The organism is Limnohabitans sp. (assembly GCF_030158565.1).
Classification (GTDB): domain Bacteria; phylum Pseudomonadota; class Gammaproteobacteria; order Burkholderiales; family Burkholderiaceae_C; genus Limnohabitans_A.
In genome coordinates, this window is the sequence record NZ_JAOASQ010000029.1 from 112,310 (window position 1) to 134,918 (window position 22,609).

Genomic DNA, 22,609 nt, shown 5'->3' on the forward strand with positions numbered 1-22,609 from the left:
TCCGATACTCAAGTCACCACACCCGAATAGACAACCACCATGACTTCACGCATTTTTGAATTTGGCCAAACGCTGCCCGGCTACGACGTGCCGGTGCTCAACGAACGCGCGGTGCGGGCGAGTGCGGGCATCTTGTTTTTTGTGGCCATGGTCACCTTCATGCAGGCGCTGCTGCTGGGCAACTTCAAACCCACACAGGTGTTTGTGGTGGCCTTCCTGATCGAGTTTGGCATCCGCTTGTTCGTCAACCCGCGTTGGGCTCCGGCCATGATCGTGGGCCAGTGGGCGGTGCGCGGCCAAATGCCCGAATACGTGGGTGCGCCGCAAAAACGCTTCGCCTGGAGCATCGGTCTGGCGCTGGGCTTGTCCATGTTTTATTTGATCGTGGTGCAAGGTGTGATCGGCCCCATCAACATGCTGGTCTGCGGCACCTGTTTGCTCTTGCTGTTTTTGGAGTCGGCCTTTGGCATTTGTGTGGGCTGCAAACTGCACGACCTGTTGCGTCCCGAAAAAGCCCAGCTGTGCCCCGGTGGCGCATGCGCCTACACACCGCCCGCAGGGGCCGGTGGGCAGTGGGGCCACTTGGCTTTGCTGGTGGTGTTTGCGCTGGTCATGGTCGGTGTGGGGCGTTGGGTCAGCCACGGGCCTGATGTGCGCGGCATGCACCACCCCAGCATGCACGGGCAGGGCACGGTGCAGCCAGCCTTGCAGCCTGAGCAAGCCCCCGCATCCGGGGCCGACGCCGAGCGCTGCAAGGTGCCCGAGTTTGCCAAAGCCATGGGCCACGAAACCATCTGGAAACAGCACAACGGTTGCCTGTGAGCGCCTTGGCCCTTTTCGCTGCGTGGCTGCTGGCGCTGATCGCGGCCGTGCCCATTGGCGCGGCGCTGTGGGCGGTGGGCGCGCAAATGCTCGATGCCGCCGCGTGGCAAGCCCTGTGGGCCGACCCGCAAATTGGGCGTGCTTGGGGCATGACCTTGTGGACCGGTTTGGCCTCGACCGTGTTGGCGTGGATCACGGTGGCGCATGTGCTGGCCAGCGGCTTCATCCGCCAACAACTGGGGCGCTGGCTGTCGCATCTGCCTGCCTTGCTGGCCACGCCGCACGCGGCCATGGCCATCGGGCTGGTGCTGTGGCTCTCGCCCAGCGGCTGGGCGCTGCGGCTGGTGTCGCCGGGCATCACCGGCTTTGACGCACCGCCGCACTGGTTCACCACACAAGACCCGTGGGGCCTGGGCCTGATCCTGGCGCTGTGGCTCAAAGAGGTGCCGTTTTTGCTGTGGGTGGCCGCCACCCAAATGCAGCGCGAAGACCTGCGCCGCCGATGGCAAGCTGAATACGCCCTCGCCCAAACCCTGGGCCGCACCCCCGCGCAAGCCTTTGCGCAAATCATCTGGCCGCAACTGGCCCCGCGCCTGCGCTGGCCGCTGCTGGCGGTGCTGGCCTATGGCCTCACGGTGGTCGACATGGCGCTCATCATCGGCCCCGCCACGCCGCCCACCTTGGCGGTGCTGGCCTGGCAATGGTTGAGCGACGCCGACCTGATCACGCAATCGCAAGGCGTAGCGGCAGCGGGGTGGTTGACGGGCACGGTGTTGGTGGCGGGTGTGTTCACGGTGGTGGCTTTGCGAGTGGTCGCAGCTTTGCGGAAATTCGCTAGCAGGGGCTTGCGCCTACAAACAGCCGAAGACCAGGCTGCTGTGTTTCATCGTGGGCGGCTACCCCTGCGGCCGAATGTCGTTTGGACGCTGATCCTCACCACATACGCCGCCGTCTGGTTCGCTTTGACCGTGGGCAGTGTTTCAGGCGTGTGGCCTTTCCCCAATGTGTGGCCCGAGTTGTGGACGCTGGGTGCCTGGCAACAAGTGGCCAGCAGCGCGCACACCGTGTGGACCACGCTGGGCCTGGGCGTAGCGTCGGCCAGTGTGTGTTTGTTGTGGTCGGTGCCTTGGCTGGAGTTGGCCCCGCGCCGCTGGCAGCAGGCCTTGCAACCCTGGCTTTTGTTGCCGCTGGTTTTGCCTTCGGTGCTGTGGGTGGTGGGCTTGTACAGCCTGGCGCTGCACACACGGCTTGAAGGCCAATGGCTGGGCCTGAGCCTGGCGCACGCGGTCATGGTCTTGCCCTATGTGCTGCTGGCGCTGGTGCCCGCCTACCAAGCGGTGGACCCGCGCCAAGCCGCGCTGGTGGCCAGCTTGGGCCACGGCCGCTGGGTGTATCTGTGGCGCGTGAAATGGCCTTTGCTAAAACGCGCCATCGCATCGGCCTGGGCCGTGGGCTTTGCGGTCAGCGTGGCGCAATACCTGCCCACGCTTTACGTGGGCGCGGGCCGTTTTGCCACTGTCACCACTGAAGCCGTCACCTTGGCCGCGGGCGCGCAACGCTCGCTCATGAGCGCCTACGCCGCGCTGCAAATGCTCTTGCCCATAGCAGCCTTTGCGCTGGCCGCGTGGCTGGGCAGGCCGCGCCGATTTGAGAAGATCGCCCCCATGAAAGCCACACCATGACCGACACCCCACAAGATGCCCTGCACGACGGTCTACACGTTCACATCGAACGCTTGGGCAGCGCGCATCACGCGATGGTGAGCGGCCTGCGCCTAGCCGTGCCGCCCGGCGAAATCCTCACGCTCATGGGCCCGAGCGGCTGCGGCAAAAGTTCGGTGCTGGCCGCCATCGCGGGCACGCTGGCCAGCGTGTCCGAAGGGCTGCAGCCCCTGCAATTGCAAGGCTCGGTGCAACTCAATGGCCGCGAACTTGCGCACCTGCCCACCCACCAACGCGGCGTGGGCCTGGTGTTTCAAGACGCCTTGCTCTTCCCGCACATGACGGTGGCCGAGAACCTGCTGTTTGCCGTGCCCGCCTGTGACAACAGGGGCAGCAGTAGCACCCACGCGCAGCGCCAAGCCCGCGTGCAACAAGCGCTGCAAGAAGCCGAGCTGAGCGGCATGGGCGAGCGCGACCCGTCCACGCTCTCGGGTGGGCAGCGTGCGCGGGTGGCGCTCATGCGCGCCTTGTTGGCCGAGCCGCAAGCGCTGCTGCTCGACGAGCCGTTTTCCAAACTCGACGCCGCCTTGCGCGCCCAGCTGCGCCCGTGGGTGTTTGCGCATGTGCGCGAGCGGCGCATCCCGGTGGTGCTGGTCACGCACGACGAACAAGACGTGGCCGACTCGCAGCGCGTGGTGCACTTGCGCGCCGCCGAAGAAAGCCACACCCATGTTTGACCGCCACGCCCAAACCCTCTTGCGCCCCGCGCTCAACGCCGCCGCACGCGGCTTGGTGCACGCAGGCATTAGCGCCGACGCGCTGACCTGGCTGGGCTTTGCCATCGGCATGGCCGCCGCCGTGGCCATCGCGCTGCAAGCGTGGTGGTGGGGCTTGGCGCTGCTGCTGGCCTCGCGCTTGCTCGACGGCCTGGACGGCAGCGTGGCCCGCCTGACCCAGCCCACCGACGCGGGCGGCTTCCTCGACATCGCACTCGACTTCGTGTTCTACGCCGCCATCCCCCTGGCCTTTGCGGTGGCCAACCCCGCCACCAACGCCCTGCCCGCCGCCGCCCTGCTGGCCAGTTTCATCGGCACCGGCAGCAGCTTTTTGGCGTTCGCCGCACTGGCCGAAAAACGCGGCCTGACGGACACCGCCTTGCCGGGCAAAAGCTTTTACTTCTTGGGCGGCCTGACCGAAGCCACCGAGACCATCACCGTCTTCGCCGCCATGTGCATCTGGCCTGAGCACTTTGCGGTGTTGGCTTATGGGTTTGCTGGGTTGTGTGCCATCACCACGGGGATGCGGGTGAGGTGGGGGTATGGGGGATTGCGGTGAATACGCCGCTTATTCACCGCACTATTTGCGGTGAATGGTGAATCTCAACGCCACAATAAGCAAGATTGCGCGACACAATGGCTTGCAAGCGCGACACTTTTCGCGACATAATGACAGCCAATACTGTCGCTTTTGGTGGCCCTGAATGCCCTGAGCGCGACAAATGATCCCTCAACAAGCCACCCCATGCCTCGCATCACCCCCGCCCACGAATTGCAACTGATCGAATCCATCGTGGCCGCGCACCCTGGCGGGATCGGCATTGCCGAGATTGAGTTGGCTATGGCGCAGCGTCAGGGCGGTGCGCTGAACCGCCGCACTTTGCAGCGCCGCTTGCTCAAACTGATCGATGCGCAGCGGATCGCGTCTGAGGGGCAAAGCATTGCGCTGGTTTACAAGCCGGTGACGCTGGCTTGGGCGCAGCTTCCGGGCGAGCGCGTCAGTGCCCCTGTGGGCGTGGCCGAGGCGGAGCCCGATCTGCCGGTTTCGCCAGCGGGTGCCAGCATCCGTGAACGGGTCCGTCAGCCGCTGATGCACCGCCGCCCGGTGGGTTATCGGCGTGAGTTTTTGGAGGCGTATCAGCCGGGCGTCACGTTTTATTTGCCAGCCGCGCTGCGCAGCCAGCTGCACGAGATGGGCCGCACACCCGGCAACGAACGACCCGCAGGCACCTACGCCCGCGACATCTTGAGCCGTTTGCTGGTGGATTTGTCGTGGGCTTCGTCGCGGCTGGAGGGCAACACTTACAGCCGCCTGGACACGCAAAACCTGATCGAGCATGGGCAGGCCGCGCAGGGCAAGGACGCCATCGAAACGCAGATGATCCTGAACCACAAAGCCGCCATCGAGATGCTCATTGAGGATATGGACGAGGACACCAACGAGGTGGGCTTTGATGCCTTTACGTTCAAAAATCTGCATGCCGTGTTGTCGCAAGATTTGATGCGCGACCCGCAGGCCAGTGGCCGGTTGCGTCGGCGCTTGGTGGAGATTTCGGGCACGGTGTTTCACCCCGCCGCCATGCCCCAGGTGATTGAAGACTGCTTTGCGCTGCTGCTGAGCAAAGCCGCCGCCATTCCCGATCCGTTTGAGCAGGCGTTTTTCCTCATGGTGCAACTGCCGTATTTGCAGCCGTTTGAAGATGTGAACAAACGCGTGTCGCGCATAGGCGCCAACTTGTCGCTGATTCAGCACAACCTGTGCCCTTTGTCCTTCATCGACGTGCCCGAGCGGGCGTACATCGAAGGCACTTTGGGCGTGTATGAACTCAACGAGGTCGATTTGTTGCGCGACGTGTTTGTGTGGGCGTATGAGCGTTCGTGTCAGCGTTATCTGGCCATCACCCAAACCATGGTCGAGCCGAACCCCCTCAAAATCAAATACCGCGAAGCGCTGATTCAGGCCGTGCAGGCGGTGGTCAAGGGCCTGCAAGCGCCAAGCCCAGAGGTGCTGGCCCCTGTGGTGGCGCGCATGCAGGTGCCCGCAGCAGACCAAGACGCGTTTACCCGCATGCTGGCCGAGGCGCTGCACCAGTTGCACGAAGGCAGCGTGGCCCGTTACCGGCTGCGTCGCTCTGAATATCTGGCTTGGCAGTTGGCTTTCTCGGGTGAGCGGGGCGACACGCCGTAACTTTTTGCCGCGCCACACCGAACTGCAAGTTCATCCGGGTTATCGTTCACTGCCATTGGCCGTTTCCAACGCACACCATCGGCCACTCAGGAGTTCCCCTTTCATGCGCCTTCGTCAAATTGTTTTGCTGCTCTTGCTGGCGCTGGCCATCGGTGCGTTTGTCGCGCTGGACCTCGGGCGCTACTTGAGCTTTGAGCAGCTCAAAGCCAGCCAGGCCAGTTTTGCGCAGCTGCACGCCGAGCAGCCGTTCACGGTGGCGGTGGTGTATTTCTTGATTTATGTGCTGGCCACGGCGTTGTCGTTTCCGGGCGCGACCATCATCACGCTGGCGGGGGGGGCGGTGTTTGGGCTGTGGCAGGGTTTGCTGATCGTGTCGTTTGCGTCCACCGTGGGCGCGACCTTGGCGTTTTTGGCGTCGCGCTTTTTGTTGCGCGATTGGGTGGAGGCGCGCTTTGGTCAGCGCCTGGCCGACATCAATGCAGGCGTGGACCGCGAGGGCGGTTTTTACCTGTTCACTTTGCGGCTGATCCCGGTCGTGCCGTTCTTCTTGATCAACTTGCTCATGGGCCTCACGCGCATGAAGGTGTGGACGTATTACTGGGTCAGCCAATTGGGCATGTTGGCAGGCACGGCAGTGTATGTGAACGCGGGCACCCAGCTGGCGCAGCTCGATTCGGTGAAAGGCATTTTGAGCCCCGCGCTTTTGGGGAGCTTTGTGCTGCTGGGCATCTTCCCGCTGATCGCGCGGCGCATCGTGGCCGCTGCGCAAAAGCGCAAGGTCTATGCCCGCTGGGCCTACCAGCGCCCCAAGACCTTTGACCGCAACCTGATCGTCATCGGTGGCGGGGCGGGTGGTTTGGTCAGCGCCTACATCGCTGCAGCCGTCAAGGCCAAGGTCACGCTGATCGAAGCGCACAAGATGGGCGGCGACTGTTTGAACTATGGCTGTGTGCCCAGCAAGGCCTTGATCAAAAGCGCCAAGCTGGCCCACCAGATGCGCCACGCGTCGAACTACGGCCTGAGCGATGCGGCCCCGAGCTTCAGCTTCAAAGCGGTCATGCAGCGCGTGCACGACGTGATCAAAGCCATCGAGCCGCACGACAGCATTGAGCGTTACACCGGCTTGGGTGTGGAGGTGTTGCAGGGCTACGGCAAGTTGGTGAACCCGTGGACTGTGGAAGTGGCGTTGAACGACGGCACGACACAAAGGCTGACCGCCCGCAGCATCGTGATCGCCGCCGGAGCCCGTCCCTTTGTGCCGCCACTGCCCGGCTTGGACGATGTGGGCTACGTGACCAGCGACACGCTGTGGGACGAGTTTTCGAAGCTCGATGAAGTGCCCAAGCGCCTGGTGGTGTTGGGCGGCGGGCCCATCGGTTGCGAGCTGGCACAAAGCTTTGCGCGACTGGGCTCACACGTCACGCAAGTGGAAATGGGCGCACGCCTCATGGTGCGCGAAGACGTCGAGGTCAGCGAACTCGCCAAAGCTTCGCTGGAGGCCGACGGCGTGCAGGTGCTCACCGGCCACAAGGCGCTGCGCTGCGAGATGGTCAATGGCGACAAGACCCTGGTGGTGGAACACGCCGGTGCAGAAAAGCGCATCGTGTTTGACCAGCTGCTGTGCGCCGTGGGCCGCGTAGCGCGTTTGCAAGGTTATGGCCTGGAAGACTTGGGCATCCCCACACAGCGCACCGTGCAGACCAACGAATACCTTCAAACCATCTACCCCAACATCTACGCTGCAGGCGATGTGGCGGGCCCGTTCCAGTTCACCCACACCGCAGCGCACCAAGCTTGGTACGCGGCCGTCAACGCGCTGTTTGGGGAGTGGAGGCTGTTCAAGGCCGACTACTCGGTCATTCCGTGGGCCACCTTCATCGACCCCGAGGTGGCGCGGGTGGGCCTGAATGAGCAAGAAGCGAAAGAGAAGAACATCGCCTATGAAGTGACCCAATACAACATCGACGACCTCGACCGCGCCATTGCAGACAGTGAGGCCCACGGATTTGTGAAGGTGCTCACTGTGCCGGGCAAAGACAAAATTTTGGGCGTGACCATCGTGGGCGCACACGCGGCAGATTTGCTGGCCGAGTACGTGCTGGCCATGAAGCACGGCCTGGGCCTGAACAAAATCCTGGGCACCATCCACACCTACCCCACGATGGCCGAAGCCAACAAATACGCGGCGGGCGAATGGAAGCGTGCGCACGCGCCGCAACGCTTGCTGGCTTGGGTGAAGAAGTACCACGACTTCAAGCGCGGAGCCTGAGCATGGCAGGGCACCTCAGTGCATTCGCTGCCGCTGGGCTCTTGGCCTTGAGCGCCCACGCCACATCGCCCTTGTCTTTGTCAGGTCCGCTGTTGCCGTTCACGAGCCAGCACAGCGCCAACACCCCAGGCTGGCGCTTTGTGGGCTTGTCCAACAAACCCGAGATCGGTGCCACGCGTTTTGAGCTGGGGCAAGTCGATGGCGTGGCCGGTGTGCAGATGCGCACCAACCAGTCGTATGGCACCTGGGCGCACGACTGGCGGGGCACCGCAGGCACGTTGCAATGGCGCTGGCGTCTGGACCAAGCCTTGAGCGGTGGCCTGCGGCCTGCCGATTTGCGGCGCAAAGACGGCGATGACGCCGCGCTCAAAGTTTGTGTGATGTTTGACCATGCGCTCGATCGCGTGCCCTTTGGCGAACGCACGCTGCTGCGTGTGGCGCGCTCGGTGAGCGGCGAGAACCTGCCCGCCGCCACCGTGTGTTATCTGTGGGACCCGCTGCAAGCCAACGGCACCTCAGCCGCCAACCCTTACAGCCGCCGCGTGCGCTATGTGGTGGTGCAAGGCACCGGCGCACCACTCCAGCAGTGGCTCAGCGAATCCCGCGATGTGGCGCAAGACTTCCTCACGCTGTTTGGCGATGAACTGCCTGCAGGCAGTGCCAAAACAGCGGTGCCCTCCGTCAGCGCGTTGGTGATCGGCGCGGACAGCGACAACACGAAAGCGCGCAGCAACGGCTGGGTCGCGCAGCTTCAGTGGCGCTGAAACGCTTGCGTGCGCGTCACGTCTGTCGCACGCGAAGCCACCCAAGCCAGCGTGTGGCTGTTGACCAACCTGCACTTCAGGTTTTCAACACCACCGGCTCGATGGCCTGGCCTGCGGCCATGACGTGGCCAATGATGGCGGTGTGTGCATAACCGGCCGCCTGCAGCGCTGCCACGCAGGCGTCGGCCTGTTCAGCAGGCACGCTGGCCAGCAGGCCGCCAGCGGTTTGCGGGTCAAACAGCAGGGGGTAACGGGCGTCTTGCACAAACTCTTCGGCGTTGCGCAGGGCGCGACGCAAGCGCACATTGGCGGGCTGCAGCGAGCTGACGATGCCCGCCTTGACGCATTCCACCGCGCCGTCCATCAACGGCAGGGCGCTCAGTTGAAGCTCGGCGTCCACACCCGAGGGGCGCGTCATCTCGACCAGATGGCCCAGCAGGCCAAAGCCGGTCAGGTCGGTGCAGGCGGTGGCGCCATAAGCGCTCAGGATTTGCGCGCCCACCTGGTTGGACATGAGCATGGACTGCATGGCCCCATCGATCCAGCGGCCACGCGCTGCACCGCGGGCATGGGCTGCAAACAAGGTGCCGGTGCCGATCGGCTTGGTCAGCACCAGCAGGTCGCCCGCTTGCATGCCGCCTTTGCGCATGACCTGGGCCATCTTTTCGTCGATCAGGCCGTTGATGGCAAAGCCCAGGGCCAGCTCGCGGCCCTCGCCGGTGTGGCCACCGACCAAGCTGCAACCGGCGGCGTTGAGCACTTCCACCGCGCCGCCCATCATTTGCAGCAACAGGTCTTCGACCTTGGCTTCCAGCCCCGGGGGCACGGTGCACACCGCGGTGGCGGTCTGCGGCTCGCCGCCCATGGCAAAGATGTCGCCCAGCGCGTGGTTGGCCGCCACCTTGCCAAACAGATAGGGGTCGTCGATGAAGGCGCGAAAGAAGTCCACCGTTTGCACTACAGCTTTGCCCGCAGGCACTTTGACCACGGCCGCATCGTCGGGCTCGTGCAGGCCGATCAGCACATCCTGGCGTGCGACCGGCTGCAAGCTGCCCAGCGCCCGCGACAAGATGTTGGCACCCACCTTGGCCCCGCAGCCGCCGCAGCGCATGGCGATGGCCGACAGCGCTTGCAAGGATTCTTCGCTGCTCAGTTGCATGCCCTGTCGGCCCGAAGCTGGAGCACGCCAGGCCGAGAAAGCCTGCGTCAGCAAGGCCCACAGCGAGGCTGTGCGTGGCTGTGCCATCGGTGCATATTCGTTGAAGCGCCGCATAAACTGGCGGTCGATGCTGTCTTTCCAGCGCCATACCCAGCCACCGGCAAAGCCCAGTGGGCCGCGCGAAGCGACCGCGTAGCGGTTGCCGGTCGAGATCAAGGCCAGCCAACGGCGTTGCGGCGTGTAGGGCTGCAGGGCTTGGCCGCGCAAGCTGCGCCGCAAGTTGCGCGCCAGAGGCTTGGCCATGCGCACGGCGAACACACCGGCTTTTTCGAGCGGGCGCTCGGAAAAGCAGGCGATGTCGCCCGCTGCAAAAATTTTCGGATCGGTCAGCGTTTGCAATTGCGCATTGACCTGGATGAAGCCGTTCGCGTCGAGTGCCAGGCCGGTGCTTTGCAACCAGGCCGGGCCGCCCGCTTGCGTGACCCACATGGTTTCGTCGGCGTCAAAGGTGCGCCCGTTTTTGGTGTGCAGGCAACCGGGTGAGACTTGCACCACCTCTGCGCCGGTGTGCACTTCGACATTGCGCTCGCGCAGCACACGCACAAAGCGCGCGCGCACACCGCTGTTGTGGGTGGGCAGCAGCGTGTCCGAGGCGGTCAGCAGCACGAAGTTGAGGTCTTCCGGGTTGCGCCCCAGGGCTTTGAGTTCATGGCGCAAACGGTATTGCATGGCCAGCAGCAGCTCCACGCCGCCTGCGCCACCGCCGACCACGGCCACCGTCATGCGGCCACGCCACTCGCGCACTTTGACCAGCAACTGCAGCCAGCGCTGGTTGAACTGGGCAATCGGCTTGACCGGCACGGCCAAGGCTTGCGCACCTTCGATCTGCTGGACTTGCGGGGTCGAGCCAATGTTGATCGACAACAGGTCGTAAGCCACAGGCGGGCGGTGGCGGCAAATCACTTGTTGGTTTTGCCGGTCGATGCCGATCACCTCGTCGCGGTAAAGGCGTGCGCCGGTCGCTGCGGCCAGTCGGCCCAGGTCGATGTGCACGTCGTCAAAGCTGTAGTGTCCGGCCACATAGCCGGGCAGCATGCCCGAGTAAGGCGTGTCGGTGTCGGTGCAGATGACGGTGATGCGCAAGCCCGGCTCGGGCTTCATGGCGAACATGCGCAGCACGCCCACATGGCTGTGGCCACCGCCCACCAGCACCAGGTCGCGCAGCACGGGTTGTTCAGAAGATTGCATTCAATGGGTCCAGAGATCCTGCACCCAGCGGTGCAGCGCAGAGCGTTCGGCTTGCGGTTCAAACAGTGTGGCGCGTTTGACACACAGAGCCGTCAAGTGTGACAGCAAGCCACCGAACGAGTTTTGATTTGATCGGCATTGCTGCAACAAATCGGCCAGTGCGGGGGCATCGCCCACCTCGAACACGCCGGGGTAATTGTCGCCGAGCATGCCCAGGTTGCCGTCAATGCGCGAGGCCAGCACCGGGGTGCCGCTGCGCAGGGCTTCCATCAGCACATGGGCGCCGCCTTCCATGCGGCTGGTGTGCACCAGCAGGTGGGCGCGCTGGATGCGCTGCAAGGTCGCGGCATGGGGCAGGCCGCCCAGCCAGCGGTACCGCGGGCATTGTGTTTGTGTCTCGTGTGCGGCCTGGCCCAGTGCCGGGTCGAGCGCCTGGCCGATGTGGTCGATGAAGATGTCCGGCCGCGTGCGCAGCTGCTGTGCAGCGGCCATCAGTGTGCGTGGGTCTTTTTCATCGCGCATGTGGCCGACCATCACCACGCGCAGATGGCGTGCGGTTTTGACCAGGGTCTGCCGTGAACGACCGGAGGCCACGATGACCCGTGTCTTGCTGTGATGCACTTGGGGCAGCGCTTGCAGGCCTTGGCTTTGCAGCACGACCAGGCTGTGGGCTTGGGTCAGAGCGGCTTGCGCTGCCGCATCGTGCTGGATGTCGCGGTACAAGTCGGTGCCGGTGAGCACCAGGCCCAGGCCTTTGGGGCCGCGCTGATCGAACCAAGCTTGCACGGCCGCAGCAGAGCGTCGCGCATGCAGGGCCAGCATGATGTCGTCTTGCGCGGCTTGTGCGTCGGGCCACTCGCGCACGATGCGCACCGTGTGGGGTGCCAGCAGGCTTTTCCAGCGTTGGGCGGTTTGCCAGTTGCCATTGTTGGCGTCGGCCAAGGCAGGGCTGACAATGAGCACACGGAGTTTTTGCATCGCCGGTTTATACCTGAACGGTTTCAGAGGCTGAGCCTCAGTGCCTGCGGGCCCGAAGCGTCAGGTGCTGTGTCAGCCACAGGGCAGAGGCCCCCAGCACGCTGGCCAGCAGCAGCCACCACAAAGCCAGCGCATAGCCCTTGTCCGGCGACCACAGCAAACCCACGGCCAGTGGCGCGGCTGCACGGGCCAGTGCAATCGGCAGGCCGAGCAAACCGTTGAGCTGGCCCACATGGGCCCGGCTCACGTATTGCGCCATGGCCGTGCCTTTGACGATGGTGTTCATGCCATTGCCCAGGCCGTACAGCACCACGAACACCACCGCGGCCACTGGCTGCAAGCCGCCCACGATCAGGACCAGCAGACCCAAGGGGATCAAAGTGGGGATCCAGCGGTTGGCGGTGTGCACATCCCAATAGCGCTCACACACAAACAGCAAGAGCCGCCCCAGCACTTGGATCACACCAATGGCCGCAGGGATGGCGATCACCCAGGCCGGGGGCAAGTGGGCCTCTTGCAGCAAGGCGATCATGTGGGCAGGCAAGGCCGAGGTGACCGCCATCATGAACAGCGTGAACACGGCCAGCAGCCAAAACGGGGCCTGGCGCAGGTGGGTTCTGACCGACACGGGTCGGGGTTCGTGTGGCCCGGTGCGCTGGATGCCGCGTCGGGCACCTTGCAACAGCCAGGCATGCAAGGGGGCACACAGCAGCAGCTGCAAAGCCGCCAATGCCCACAGGGCGTGGCGCCAGCCCCACAGGTCCATCCACCATGAAAACAGTGGGATGAACACGGTGCTGGCCAGCCCACCCAAAAACGTCAGCGTGATGATGGCGCGGCGAAAGTCTTGCGCAAAGCGCCGGGTGACCACCGCAAAGGCGGGCGTGTACAGCGTGGCGGCCAAGCCCAGACCCAGCCAGATCCAGACCGCGTAAAAACCGTTGACGCTTTGCACTTGGCTGTGCGCGATCAGACCCAGACCGACCCAGACAGAGCCCACGGTCATGACCCTGCATTCATGCCCCTGGTCGATCCAGCGGCCCACCAGATAAGCCATCAGGCCCTCGGCCAGCAAGGCCAGACTGAAGGCCAGTGACGATTGCGCACGGCTCATGCCCAGCTCAGCCTCCAGCGGGGTCATCAGCAAAGAGAAGGTGTAGAACACGCTGCCCCAAGTGATGAGCTGGGGCAAGGACAAGCAGACGCTGAAGGGGCCCAAGGCCTGCGGCGATGGACGGCTGAAAAAACGCATGCACGCATTATCGCGAGCGGGGTGCTGCAACAGCGCGCATTCAAGACAGTGCGCCAGGCCTGCAGGCCAAAAGCCTTGAGGCTCAGTGTTCCTTGAGCACGCGCCGGTATTGCACCGCTTCGGCCACATGGGCGGCCTCGATGGTGGCACTGCCCGCCAGGTCCGCGATGGTGCGGGCCACTTTGAGGCTGCGGTGCGTGCTGCGCCCGCTCCAGCCCAGTTGGGCGGCGGCTTTTTGCAGCAAGGCGCTGGCCTTGTCGCTCAAGCGCGATTGCGCATCGATGGCCTGGCCTTGCAAGTCCGCGTTGGCACAGCCTTGCCGGGCCAGCGCGAAGTTGCGCGCCGCCAGACTGCGTGCGGCGATGGCTCCGGTGCTCTCGCCCGCTGGCGCTGTCAGCAAGTCGGTGGCGGGCAGGCTGGGCACTTCGATGTGCAGATCGATCCGGTCCAGCAGCGGCCCGCTGAGCTTGCCTTGGTAGCGGCTGATCTGGTCGGGCGAGCAGCGACACGCCCGCGTGGGGCTGCCCAGATAACCGCAAGGGCAGGGGTTCATGGCCGCGATCAGCTGGAACCGCGCCGGAAACTCGGCGCGCCGTGCGGCCCGTGCGATGGCGATGGTGCCGGTCTCCAGCGGTTCGCGCAGGGCTTCGAGTGCGGCGCGTGGAAATTCTGGCAGCTCGTCCAGAAACAGCACCCCGTGGTGCGCCAGTGAAATCTCGCCTGGCCGGGGTGGCGAGCCGCCTCCGACCAAAGCCACCGCACTGGCCGAATGGTGCGGTTGACCGGTGGGGCGTTGCGCCCAGCGCGAAAGCTCAAAACGCCCGGCCAGGCTGGCGATGGCGGCCGACTCCAGCGCGTCTTCGATGGCCATGGGCGGCAGCAAACCTGCAAAACGTTGCGCCAGCATGGACTTGCCCGAGCCAGGCGGTCCGACCATGAGCAGCGAGTGGCCACCAGCGGCGGCAATTTCCAGCACCCGTTTGACACCTGTCTGCCCCTTCACGTCGGCCAGGTCGGCATAGCGTGGTGGATCGGTCGGGGTCGTGGCGCTCAGACGGGCCCAGCCCTCGCCAGGCTCGGGTGGCGGCTCGGCCGATGGCGGCAAAAACTGTTGCACCACATCCAGCAGGTGTTTGGCGCGAAAGACTTCGGCATCGGGCACCAGCGCGGCTTCTTCGGCGCTGTCCGGCGGCAGCACCAGGCGGGTGCGCACCTGCTGCTGGCGCAGCGCCAGGCTCATGGCCAAGGCCCCGCGGATGGGTCTGAGCTCACCCGACAAAGACAGCTCGCCTGCGAACTCGTGACCGACCAGCTTGGCCGCATCGATTTGGCCGCTCGCCGCCAGAATGCCCAAGGCAATCGGCAAGTCCAGCCGCCCGGAGTCTTTGGGCAGATCGGCCGGGGCCAAATTGACGGTGATGCGTTTGTTGTGCGGAAACTCCAGCCCGCTGTTTTGCAAGGCGGAGCGCACACGTTCGCGGGCCTCCTTGACTTCGACATCGGCCAAACCCACCAAAGTGAAGTTGGGCAGCCCGTTGGCCAGATGCACCTCAACGGTGACCGCGGGCGCTTGCAGCCCGACCAATGCACGGCTGTGCACCAAAGAAAGACTCATATCCCCTCCCTGCCCCATGCTGGTGCATGGTGTGTGTGCTTGCGCGCTGTCTTGGCGCGTGCTTCTTGTATGAATGCCATTGAACCACGCAACGGGGGCCAGCGCACCGGTAAATGCCCCAGTTTCAGGCGCACCAAGTGTTGGCACGGTCTGTGCTTGATGGGGTGTGTCCTCAACAACTTTCAACGGAGTCCAATATGAAAAAGATCCTCGTTCCTTCCCTGATTGCACTGGCTGTCAGTTCTTTGGCTTCGGTGGCACAAGCCCAAACGGCCCCTGCAGAACCTGAAAGTACCTTGTCCTACAACGTCGGCGCCGTGACCGATTACCGTTACCGTGGCATTTCGCAATCCCGTCTGCAGCCCGCGCTGCAAGGTGGCGTGGACTATGCCGACAAGAGCGGTTTTTACGTTGGTGCTTGGGGTTCGACCATCAAGTGGATCAAGGATTCCGCAGCAACGGCAGGGTCCGTGGAAATCGACTTGTACGGCGGCTACAAGGGCGTTTTGGGTGATGTGGCCTATGACGTGGGTTTGCTGCGCTATGAATATGCGGGCAACAAACTCGGCGCCGTTGAGGGCTTTGCCAATGCCAACACCACCGAAGCCTACGGTGCAGTGACCTATGGACTGTTCACAGCCAAATACTCTCATTCGCTGACCAATACATTTGGCAATATCAACAGCAAGAACAGCTACTACCTGGACTTGAGCGCAACCTTTGATTTGGGTGATGGCTACACCTTGGTGCCGCATGTGGGTCGTCAGATGATCAACAACAGCCCTGCCTATTCCTACAACGATTACGCGTTGACGCTGGCCAAAGATTTGGGCAACGGCCTGAGCGCCTCGGTGATGGCGGTCGGCACCAATGCGGGTAAGTCGCAGTACACCCTGGTTGACAAATACAACGGTAAAGACGGTCTGGTTGTCGGCCTGAAGTACGCCTTCTGATCACCTCAAAAAAATTTCAAAGGAGCCATCATGAAACTGGTGACCGCCATCATCAAACCCTTCAAGCTGGACGAAGTGCGTGAAGCACTTTCGGGCATCGGCGTGCAGGGCATCACCGTGACCGAAGTCAAAGGCTTTGGTCGTCAAAAAGGCCACACCGAGCTGTACCGCGGCGCGGAATACGTGGTCGACTTTTTGCCCAAAGTGAAGATCGAAGCCGCTGTGTCCAACGAGTTGGTCGAGCGCGTGATCGAAGCCATCGAGTCCGGTGCCCGCACCGGCAAGATTGGCGACGGCAAGATCTTTGTGTACGACCTCGAACAAGTGGTTCGCATCCGCACCGGTGAAACCGGCGGCGAAGCCCTTTGATAGACAAGAAAGAGAGTCGAAAAATGAAAAAGCTACTCGCTTCGTTGGCCTTGGGCTTGACCCTGGGTCTGGGTTTGTTCGGAACGGCCTCTGTGGTCACCGCCCAAACCGCACCGGCTGCAGTCACCGCGCCTGCAGCCAAAGCGGCTGATGCCGCTGCACCTGCGACGGCACCTGCTGCAGCCCCCGCTGCCGCAGAAGCCGCACCTGCACCGGTGCCCAACAAGGGTGATACCGGCTGGATGATGCTGTCCACTTTGCTGGTCTTGATGATGGCTGTGCCCGGCCTGGCTTTGTTCTACGGCGGCCTGGTCCGCAGCAAGAACATGCTGTCGGTGCTGATGCAGGTCATGGTCACTTTCTCGCTGATCCTGGTGCTGTGGTTCATCTATGGCTACAGCCTGGCCTTCACCGAAGGCAGTGCCTACATCGGCGGGTTCGATCGACTGTTCATGAAGGGCATCTGGGACAACGCCGCCGGCACTTTCGCGAATGCCGCCACTTTCTCGAAGGGTGTCTACATTCCTGAAGTCGTCTTCGCTGCCTTCCAGGCCACGTTTGCAGGCATCACCTGTGCCCTGATCGTGGGTGCATTTGCCGAGCGTGTGAAGTTCTCTGCCGTGCTGGCTTTCATGGTGCTGTGGTTCACCTTCAGCTACCTGCCGATCGCTCACATGGTCTGGTTCTGGATGGGTCCTGACGCTTACGCTTCCAAAGAAGTTGTGGACGAAATGACTTCCAAGGCAGGTCTGCTGTGGCAGTGGGGCGCGCTGGACTTTGCGGGCGGTACCGTGGTGCACATCAACGCCGCTGTGGCCGGTCTGGTCGGTGCCTTCATGATTGGCAAACGCGTCGGTTACGGCCGTGAATCCATGGCGCCTCACAGCCTGACATTGACCATGGTCGGTGCTGCTTTGCTGTGGGTGGGCTGGTTCGGTTTCAACGCAGGTTCTGCATTGGAAGCCAACGGTTTCGCCGCGCTGGCCTTCATCAACACCATGATGGCCACGGCAGCCGCTGTGATCGCCTGGTGCCTGGGTGAAGCCCTGATGCGTGGCAAAGCTTCCATGCTGGGCGCCGCCTCTGGTGCGGTGGCTGGCTTGGTGGCCATCACCCCTGCTGCGGGCAACGTCGGCATCGGCGGTGGCGTGGTCATCGGTTTCATCGCTGGTTTCGCCTGCCTGTGGGGTGTCAACGGCCTGAAGAAACTGCTGGGCGCAGACGACTCTCTGGACGTCTTCGGTGTGCACGGCGTCGGCGGTATCGTCGGTGCTTTGCTGACTGGCGTGTTCAACTCGCCAGCCTTGGGCGGCCCCAGCGCTGTGGGCGACTGGGTCACCGTGGCCATGGTCACTCCGGACGCTTACTCCATCGCTGCACAAGTGTGGATCCAGGCCAAGGCTGTGCTGCTGACCATCGTCTGGTCGGGTGTGGTGTCGGTCGCTGCTTACAAGATCGTGGACCTGACCATCGGTTTGCGTGTCTCGGAAGAGCAAGAGCGCGAAGGTCTGGACATCTCCTCGCACGGCGAGTCGGCTTACCACGGTTGATCTGGAGGACTCTCCAGCGGTGACGCCCGTCACCGCACCAAAGCCCGCAGCGCTTGCGCCCTGCGGGCTTTTTTCATGAGCGCTTGGGGCGGGTGGCTGTCGACATCGGCGGGCCCGAAGGGCGCTGATGAGGGTGGTAAAGTCCTCTGTCATATTTTGCATTTCACTCATGTCACACACCTCCCCCAACGACAACGCTGCTTCGGCGGCTGTCATGCCCGAGGAGCCGGATGAGCAAACCGTCGTTCCGCTCAAAATTGAAGATTGGTTGACCGTGATCGTCATGGGCCTGCTGTCCCTGATCACCTTTGCCAACGTGCTGGTCCGCTATTTCACCGACCAGTCTTTTGCCTGGACTGAAGAGTTCTCGGTCTTTCTCATGATCGTGCTGGCGCTGGTGGCCGGCTCGGCTTCGGTGGCGCGCAATCGCCAAATTCGCATCGAATACTTTGCCGACAGCGGCTCTGAAAAACGCCAACGTGCGCTCGCCCGGTTTGGGGCCTTGATGGTGTTCGCGTTGTTTGCGCTGATTGCTGTGCTCAGCGCCCGCGTGGTCTGGGACGATTACCGGTTTGGCGAAACTTCGCCCGGCATCGGTGTCCCACAGTGGTGGTACACCATCTGGTTGCCCGTCATGTCGGTCGCCATTGCCGGTCGTGCGCTGGGCTTGTTCATCCGTCGGGGGCGCCAGCCATGATCCCAACGCTCCTGTTTGTAGCCTTCGTGGTCATGATGCTCATGGGTGTGCCCATCGGTGCCGCCTTGGGCCTGGCCGGTGCGGCTTGCATTGCCTTGGCCAACACCGATGCGCAGTGGTTCGGCCTTTTGGCGGTGCCGCAAAACTTCTATGCCGGTTTGGGCAAATACCCACTGCTGGCCATTCCCATGTTTGTGCTGGTGGGCTCCATTTTTGACCGTTCGGGCGTGGCGCTGCGCTTGGTCAATTTTGCTGTCGCCATCGTCGGCCGTGGCCCCGGCATGCTGCCTTTGGTGGCGATTGTGGTGGCCATGTTCTTGGGGGGCATCTCTGGTTCTGGCCCGGCCAACGCGGCAGCAGTGGGCGCGGTCATGATCGCGGCCATGTCGCGTGCCGGTTATCCGGCGGCGTTCTCGGCCAGTGTGGTCGGCGCGGCGGCCGCCACTGACATTCTGATTCCGCCTTCGGTGGCCTTCATCGTGTATTCGGTGCTGGTGCCCGGTGCCTCGGTGCCCGCCTTGTTTGCAGCCGGTATGATTCCCGGCGTGCTGGCAGGTCTGGCGTTGATCGTGCCCACCGTGTGGATGGCCCGCAAACACAAGATGGGCGCGCACGAGGCGAGCCTGCCGCGGCCCGAATTGTGGAAAAGTTTTGTGGAAGCCACCTGGGGCCTGGCCGCACCGATCCTGATTTTGGGTGGCATGCGTGCAGGCTGGTTCACGCCCACCGAGGCGGCAGTCGTTGCGGTGTTCTATGGTCTGTTTGTCGGCATGGTGATTTACCGCACCATCAAGCCGCGCGACTTGTTCATCATCTTGCGCGAATCAGGCGAGCTCTCTGCGGTCATCTTGTTGGTGGTCTCGCTGGCGGGCATCTTTGCCTTCTCACTGTCCACGCTGGGCGTGATCGATCCGGTGACCAACGCCATCGTCAACTCGGGCTTGGGTGAATATGGCGTTCTGGCTTTGCTCATCCTCATGCTCATCACCGTCGGTATGTTCCTCGACGGCGTGTCCATCTTCCTGATCTTTGTGCCGCTCTTGTGGCCCATCGTGCAGTTTTACAAATGGGACCCGGTTTGGTTTGGCGTGATCCTCACGCTCAAGGTGGCTCTGGGCCAGTTCACGCCGCCGTTGGCCGTGAACCTGATGGTGTCTTGCCGCATCGCTGGTGTGCGCATGGAAGAGACCGTGCGCTGGGTTGGGTGGATGCTGTTTTCGATGTTCCTGGTCATGCTGGCCGTGATCGCCTGGCCCGAGCTGGCCCTGTGGTTGCCGCGTCAGATGGGCTATTAAGATCGCTGCTGTACTTTTTCAAAACAAGGAGACTTTTCATGAAACTTCGCCGTCACCTGCTCAGCCTGCTGGCTGCTGCCACCGCCTTTGGCGCATTCTCGGCCCCTGCTGCGGCGGCCGACTACAAAGCCGAATACCGCCTGTCCATCGTGCTGGCACCGCCCACACCCTGGGGCCAGGCTGCCAAAATCTGGTCCGATCTGGTCAAGGAACGCACCCAGGGCCGCATCAACATCAAGCTGTACCCCGGTGTGTCGCTCATCCAGGGCGACCAGACCCGCGAATTCAGCGCCTTGCGCCAAGGTGTGATCGACATGGCCGTGGGCTCGACCATCAACTGGTCGCCCCAGGTCAAGGAACTCAACCTGTTTTCGCTGCCTTTCCTGATGCCCGACTACGCCGCCATCGACGCGCTGACCCAAGGCTCGGTGGGTAAAAAGATCTTCCAGACACTGGACAAATCCGGCGTGGTGCCATTGGCCTGGGGTGAGAACGGTTACCGCGAAGTGACCAACTCCAAGCGTGCCATCAAGTCGCCTGCCGACCTCAAGGGCATGAAAATCCGCGTGGTGGGCTCGCCCATTTACTCGGACATGTTCAGCGCCATGGGGGCCAACCCCACGCAAATGAGCTGGGCCGATGCACAGCCCGCACTGTCCAGTGGTGCGGTGGACGGTCAAGAGAACCCGCTGTTCCTGTTCAACGTGCTCAAGATGCAAAACGTCGGTCAGAAATTCGTGACCTCGTGGGGCTATGTGGCCGACCCGCTGATTTTCGTGGTCAACAAGGACATCTGGGCCTCGTGGACACCGGCTGACCAAGCCATCGTGCGCCAAGCTGCCATCGATGCAGGCAAACAAGAAATCGCCATCGCCCGCAAAGGCTTGACCGAAGCCGACAAGCCTGCCTTCAAGGACATCGCCGCCATGGGCGTGACGGTCACGCACCTCACGCCCGCCGAGCGCGAGGCCTTTGTGAAGGTGACGCGTCCTGTGTACGACAAGTGGAAAAACACCGTGGGTGTGGCTTTGGTGAAAGAAGCCGAAGACGCGATCGCTGCACGCAAGAAGTGATCCGAGCCGGGCTTGCCCGGTCGCCACGCCACAGCCCGCAGCGCTTGCGCCCTGCGGGCTGTTTCATTTGGGGTACCAAATGCCCTCGTGCCCCAGAAAACCCGAGCCGCAGGGGCACAATGCCCGCATGAACACAGCACCCTCCTGGTCCGCCATCACCACCGTCCCCGACGGCTTGAGCGAATCGCCGTTTTGGCATCCGCAAGAAAACCGCCTGTACTGGGTGGACATTCCTGGCCGCAGGCTGGCGCGCTTGGCCATTGCAGGGCAGATGCAGCCGCAAGGCGAGGTGGAATACTGGCCCATGAGCGAAGAGCCCGGCTGCATCGCACCTGTGCAAGGCGGCGGCCTGGTCATCGCCCTGCGCGACGGCATTTACCTGGGAGAAAACTGGGGCGGCTCCTTGCAACAACTCGCTGTAGCGCCTTATGACACTGCCAAGCTGCGCTTCAACGACGGCAAGTGCGATGCGCAAGGCCGCTTTTGGGCGGGCAGTTTGTACGAACTCAAAGACCAGGCGCTGGGCGTTTTGTACATGCTGGACGGCCAGGGCCTGCACGCCATGATGGATGGCGTCACCACCGCCAACGGCCTGGCTTGGTCACCCGACGGCCGCACCGCCTATTGGGCCGACACCGCCGCCCACCAGGTGCGGGCGTTTGACTTTGATGCGGCCACCGGCCAACTGAGCGCCGGGCGCGTGTTCCACCAAATGACGCCCAAGCCCGCGGGCTGGGCCTGGGGCGATGCTGCGGCTTATGGCGGCCGCCCCGATGGTGCCGCCGTGGACAGCGAAGGCTGTTACTGGAGCGCCCAATACGAAGGCCAGCGCCTGCTGCGCCTGTCGCCCAACGGCCAAGTGCTGGCCGAAGTCAAAACCCCCGTGCCATGCCCCACCATGCCCTGCTTTGGCGGGCCCGACCTCAAGACCCTGTTCATCACCACATCGCGCCAAGGCCGCAGCGCGCAAGAGCTGGCGCAGTTCCCTCTGGCGGGCTGCGTGTTGGCGATGCGGGTGGACGTGGCGGGTTTGTCGGTGAACGCTTACCGAGCCTGAACGCGCCATAGACGGGCTCTTGATGTTTGATGCGTGATGCGATAGCATCAAACACCAAGGAGCAGGCCATGAGAACCACGCTGGATATTGCGGACGATGTGCTTTTTACAGCCAAAGAAATCGCCCGAAGAGAGAAAAAATCTCTGGGCCAGGTCGTCAGCGACCTGGTGAGAAAAGCGTTTCAAACACCAGAAATACTGCCGGCGGCATCTTCAGTTCAGCAGGCTTCAGAAAAATTGGCCCTCTACGGTATTGAGCCGCTACCAGCCCGAGGCGTTCTGGTGACCAATGAAGAAATTGATCGCTTGCGCGAAGCCGAAGGCATCTGATGCGTGCGTTGCTGGATGTCAACGTTCTGATTGCTTTGCACGACGCCAATCACGCTCACCATGCCATTGCGACGCAGTGGCTGATCGCCCACATTGAGCAAGGATGGGCCAGTTGCGCGCTGACTCAGAATGGTTGTTTGCGGATCATGGCGCAGTCGGGTTACAGCAACCCGCAACCGTTGCCGATCCTGGTGCGCATGCTGCAAAAGTCCACACAATCAGGTGCGCACGAGTTTTGGGGGGATGGCCCCAGCTTGCTGGATGTCACGCGTTTTCAACATGCCCACATTCACAGCCCTCGCCAATTGACGGATCTGTACCTGTTGGCCTTGGCCGTAGGCCATCAGGGGCGGCTTGTGACATTCGATCAGCGCATTCCTTTGTCAGCGGTCCATGGGGCTTCATCACAGCATCTTGTTGTGCTTTGATGGATTGAAGATGTTGCGTGGGTGCCAGACATCTTGAAGTGCGGCCTGGCGAACAAGTCATGCAGGACGTGCCCGCAATTTCCCACAACCCCCCCGTTAAAAAACTTCACGCTGCCACCAGGGGGT

The 22,609-nt window shown here is 62.9% G+C and carries 20 protein-coding genes; 16 read left to right on the top strand and 4 right to left on the bottom strand.

The genetic code is table 11. From position 1 onward, the window contains the following. Window positions 1-39: 39 nt before the first annotated feature. From Q1W40_RS06190 to Q1W40_RS06220, 7 genes are all read left to right on the top strand, one after another. Window positions 40-822, top strand: a complete 783-nt coding sequence (locus tag Q1W40_RS06190; RefSeq protein WP_300710001.1) for a DUF4395 domain-containing protein — start codon at window positions 40-42, stop codon at window positions 820-822. After that, the gene (locus tag Q1W40_RS06195) at window positions 819-2,504 is read left to right on the top strand and encodes an ABC transporter permease (protein WP_300710003.1); all 1,686 of its coding nucleotides are present in this window, start codon (window positions 819-821) and stop codon (window positions 2,502-2,504) included. Before Q1W40_RS06190 ends, Q1W40_RS06195 begins: the two co-directional genes overlap by 4 nt. Next, complete coding sequence (locus Q1W40_RS06200) at window positions 2,501-3,220, top strand: ATP-binding cassette domain-containing protein (RefSeq protein ID WP_300710005.1); 720 nt, start codon at window positions 2,501-2,503, stop codon at window positions 3,218-3,220. The genes Q1W40_RS06195 and Q1W40_RS06200 overlap by 4 nt, the downstream gene beginning before the upstream one ends. Next, the gene (locus tag Q1W40_RS06205) at window positions 3,213-3,818 is read left to right on the top strand and encodes a CDP-alcohol phosphatidyltransferase family protein (RefSeq protein WP_300710007.1); all 606 of its coding nucleotides are present in this window, start codon (window positions 3,213-3,215) and stop codon (window positions 3,816-3,818) included. Before Q1W40_RS06200 ends, Q1W40_RS06205 begins: the two co-directional genes overlap by 8 nt. A gap of 186 nt (window positions 3,819-4,004) precedes the next feature. Then, a complete protein-coding gene (locus tag Q1W40_RS06210) occupies window positions 4,005-5,447 on the top strand; it encodes a Fic family protein (protein ID WP_300710009.1) in 1,443 nt (480 codons plus the stop codon). Between the two features lie 103 nt (window positions 5,448-5,550). Beyond that, complete coding sequence (locus Q1W40_RS06215) at window positions 5,551-7,716, top strand: bifunctional TVP38/TMEM64 family protein/FAD-dependent oxidoreductase (protein ID WP_300710011.1); 2,166 nt, start codon at window positions 5,551-5,553, stop codon at window positions 7,714-7,716. A 2-nt stretch (window positions 7,717-7,718) separates the two neighbouring features. Beyond that, entirely contained in the window at window positions 7,719-8,480 is a 762-nt protein-coding gene (locus Q1W40_RS06220) for a DUF3047 domain-containing protein (protein WP_300710013.1), read from the top strand. A gap of 76 nt (window positions 8,481-8,556) precedes the next feature. On the opposite strand, the gene selD is transcribed toward Q1W40_RS06220, so the two are convergent. The 4 genes from selD to Q1W40_RS06240 form a co-directional block, all read right to left on the bottom strand. Beyond that, entirely contained in the window at window positions 8,557-10,887 is a 2,331-nt protein-coding gene (selD, locus tag Q1W40_RS06225; protein ID WP_300710015.1) for a selenide, water dikinase SelD, read from the bottom strand. Next, window positions 10,888-11,865, bottom strand: a complete 978-nt coding sequence (senB, locus tag Q1W40_RS06230; RefSeq protein WP_300710017.1) for a selenoneine biosynthesis selenosugar synthase SenB — start codon at window positions 11,863-11,865, stop codon at window positions 10,888-10,890. It abuts the gene before it with no gap. 37 nt (window positions 11,866-11,902) lie between these two features. Next, window positions 11,903-13,117, bottom strand: a complete 1,215-nt coding sequence (locus tag Q1W40_RS06235) for an MFS transporter (RefSeq protein WP_300710019.1) — start codon at window positions 13,115-13,117, stop codon at window positions 11,903-11,905. An 82-nt stretch (window positions 13,118-13,199) separates the two neighbouring features. Then, the gene (locus tag Q1W40_RS06240; protein WP_300710021.1) at window positions 13,200-14,732 is read right to left on the bottom strand and encodes a YifB family Mg chelatase-like AAA ATPase; all 1,533 of its coding nucleotides are present in this window, start codon (window positions 14,730-14,732) and stop codon (window positions 13,200-13,202) included. 197 nt (window positions 14,733-14,929) lie between these two features. Between Q1W40_RS06240 and Q1W40_RS06245 the strand changes: the two genes are divergently transcribed. The 9 genes from Q1W40_RS06245 to Q1W40_RS06285 all read left to right on the top strand — a co-directional run bounded on the left by Q1W40_RS06245 (window position 14,930) and on the right by Q1W40_RS06285 (window position 22,483). After that, window positions 14,930-15,685 carry a TorF family putative porin gene (locus Q1W40_RS06245; RefSeq protein WP_300710023.1) on the top strand — a complete coding sequence of 252 codons (756 nt, stop codon included), beginning with the start codon at window positions 14,930-14,932 and terminating at the stop codon, window positions 15,683-15,685. Window positions 15,686-15,715: 30 nt separating this feature from the next. Then, window positions 15,716-16,054, top strand: coding sequence for a P-II family nitrogen regulator (locus Q1W40_RS06250; RefSeq protein ID WP_108323385.1), 339 nt, complete (start codon window positions 15,716-15,718; stop codon window positions 16,052-16,054). A gap of 23 nt (window positions 16,055-16,077) precedes the next feature. Next, window positions 16,078-17,604, top strand: coding sequence for an ammonium transporter (gene amt / locus Q1W40_RS06255; protein ID WP_300710028.1), 1,527 nt, complete (start codon window positions 16,078-16,080; stop codon window positions 17,602-17,604). Between the two features lie 214 nt (window positions 17,605-17,818). Then, on the top strand, window positions 17,819-18,301 hold the full coding sequence (locus Q1W40_RS06260; protein WP_300710110.1) for a TRAP transporter small permease: 483 nt from the start codon (window positions 17,819-17,821) through the stop codon (window positions 18,299-18,301). Next, window positions 18,298-19,596 (top strand): TRAP transporter large permease, encoded by a 1,299-nt coding sequence (locus Q1W40_RS06265; protein ID WP_300710030.1) that lies wholly within the window; start codon window positions 18,298-18,300, stop codon window positions 19,594-19,596. Before Q1W40_RS06260 ends, Q1W40_RS06265 begins: the two co-directional genes overlap by 4 nt. A 38-nt stretch (window positions 19,597-19,634) precedes the next feature. Continuing rightward, window positions 19,635-20,669, top strand: a complete 1,035-nt coding sequence (locus tag Q1W40_RS06270) for a DctP family TRAP transporter solute-binding subunit (RefSeq protein ID WP_300710032.1) — start codon at window positions 19,635-19,637, stop codon at window positions 20,667-20,669. Window positions 20,670-20,796: 127 nt separating this feature from the next. Next, window positions 20,797-21,726, top strand: a complete 930-nt coding sequence (locus tag Q1W40_RS06275; RefSeq protein WP_300710034.1) for an SMP-30/gluconolactonase/LRE family protein — start codon at window positions 20,797-20,799, stop codon at window positions 21,724-21,726. Window positions 21,727-21,794: 68 nt separating this feature from the next. Continuing rightward, a complete protein-coding gene (locus tag Q1W40_RS06280; protein WP_300710036.1) occupies window positions 21,795-22,055 on the top strand; it encodes a hypothetical protein in 261 nt (86 codons plus the stop codon). Further along, window positions 22,055-22,483: a TA system VapC family ribonuclease toxin gene (locus tag Q1W40_RS06285; RefSeq protein WP_300710038.1), complete on the top strand. Its 429-nt coding sequence runs from the start codon at window positions 22,055-22,057 to the stop codon at window positions 22,481-22,483. Before Q1W40_RS06280 ends, Q1W40_RS06285 begins: the two co-directional genes overlap by 1 nt. Window positions 22,484-22,609: the final 126 nt, after the last annotated feature.

What these genes read in the sequence shown, in the direction of transcription:
- Q1W40_RS06190 (WP_300710001.1), top strand. Translation starts at nt 40, where the DNA reads ATGACTTCACGCATTTTTGAATTTGGCCAAACGCTGCCCGGCTACGAC.
- Q1W40_RS06200 (WP_300710005.1), top strand. Translation starts at nt 2,501, where the DNA reads ATGACCGACACCCCACAAGATGCCCTGCACGACGGTCTACACGTTCAC.
- Q1W40_RS06205 (WP_300710007.1), top strand. Translation starts at nt 3,213, where the DNA reads ATGTTTGACCGCCACGCCCAAACCCTCTTGCGCCCCGCGCTCAACGCC.
- Q1W40_RS06210 (WP_300710009.1), top strand. Translation starts at nt 4,005, where the DNA reads ATGCCTCGCATCACCCCCGCCCACGAATTGCAACTGATCGAATCCATC.
- Q1W40_RS06215 (WP_300710011.1), top strand. Translation starts at nt 5,551, where the DNA reads ATGCGCCTTCGTCAAATTGTTTTGCTGCTCTTGCTGGCGCTGGCCATC.
- Q1W40_RS06220 (WP_300710013.1), top strand. Translation starts at nt 7,719, where the DNA reads ATGGCAGGGCACCTCAGTGCATTCGCTGCCGCTGGGCTCTTGGCCTTG.
- selD (WP_300710015.1), bottom strand. Translation starts at nt 10,887, where the DNA reads ATGCAATCTTCTGAACAACCCGTGCTGCGCGACCTGGTGCTGGTGGGC.
- senB (WP_300710017.1), bottom strand. Translation starts at nt 11,865, where the DNA reads ATGCAAAAACTCCGTGTGCTCATTGTCAGCCCTGCCTTGGCCGACGCC.
- Q1W40_RS06235 (WP_300710019.1), bottom strand. Translation starts at nt 13,117, where the DNA reads ATGCGTTTTTTCAGCCGTCCATCGCCGCAGGCCTTGGGCCCCTTCAGC.
- Q1W40_RS06240 (WP_300710021.1), bottom strand. Translation starts at nt 14,732, where the DNA reads ATGAGTCTTTCTTTGGTGCACAGCCGTGCATTGGTCGGGCTGCAAGCG.
- Q1W40_RS06245 (WP_300710023.1), top strand. Translation starts at nt 14,930, where the DNA reads ATGAAAAAGATCCTCGTTCCTTCCCTGATTGCACTGGCTGTCAGTTCT.
- Q1W40_RS06250 (WP_108323385.1), top strand. Translation starts at nt 15,716, where the DNA reads ATGAAACTGGTGACCGCCATCATCAAACCCTTCAAGCTGGACGAAGTG.
- amt (WP_300710028.1), top strand. Translation starts at nt 16,078, where the DNA reads ATGAAAAAGCTACTCGCTTCGTTGGCCTTGGGCTTGACCCTGGGTCTG.
- Q1W40_RS06260 (WP_300710110.1), top strand. Translation starts at nt 17,819, where the DNA reads ATGCCCGAGGAGCCGGATGAGCAAACCGTCGTTCCGCTCAAAATTGAA.
- Q1W40_RS06265 (WP_300710030.1), top strand. Translation starts at nt 18,298, where the DNA reads ATGATCCCAACGCTCCTGTTTGTAGCCTTCGTGGTCATGATGCTCATG.
- Q1W40_RS06270 (WP_300710032.1), top strand. Translation starts at nt 19,635, where the DNA reads ATGAAACTTCGCCGTCACCTGCTCAGCCTGCTGGCTGCTGCCACCGCC.
- Q1W40_RS06275 (WP_300710034.1), top strand. Translation starts at nt 20,797, where the DNA reads ATGAACACAGCACCCTCCTGGTCCGCCATCACCACCGTCCCCGACGGC.
- Q1W40_RS06280 (WP_300710036.1), top strand. Translation starts at nt 21,795, where the DNA reads ATGAGAACCACGCTGGATATTGCGGACGATGTGCTTTTTACAGCCAAA.
- Q1W40_RS06285 (WP_300710038.1), top strand. Translation starts at nt 22,055, where the DNA reads ATGCGTGCGTTGCTGGATGTCAACGTTCTGATTGCTTTGCACGACGCC.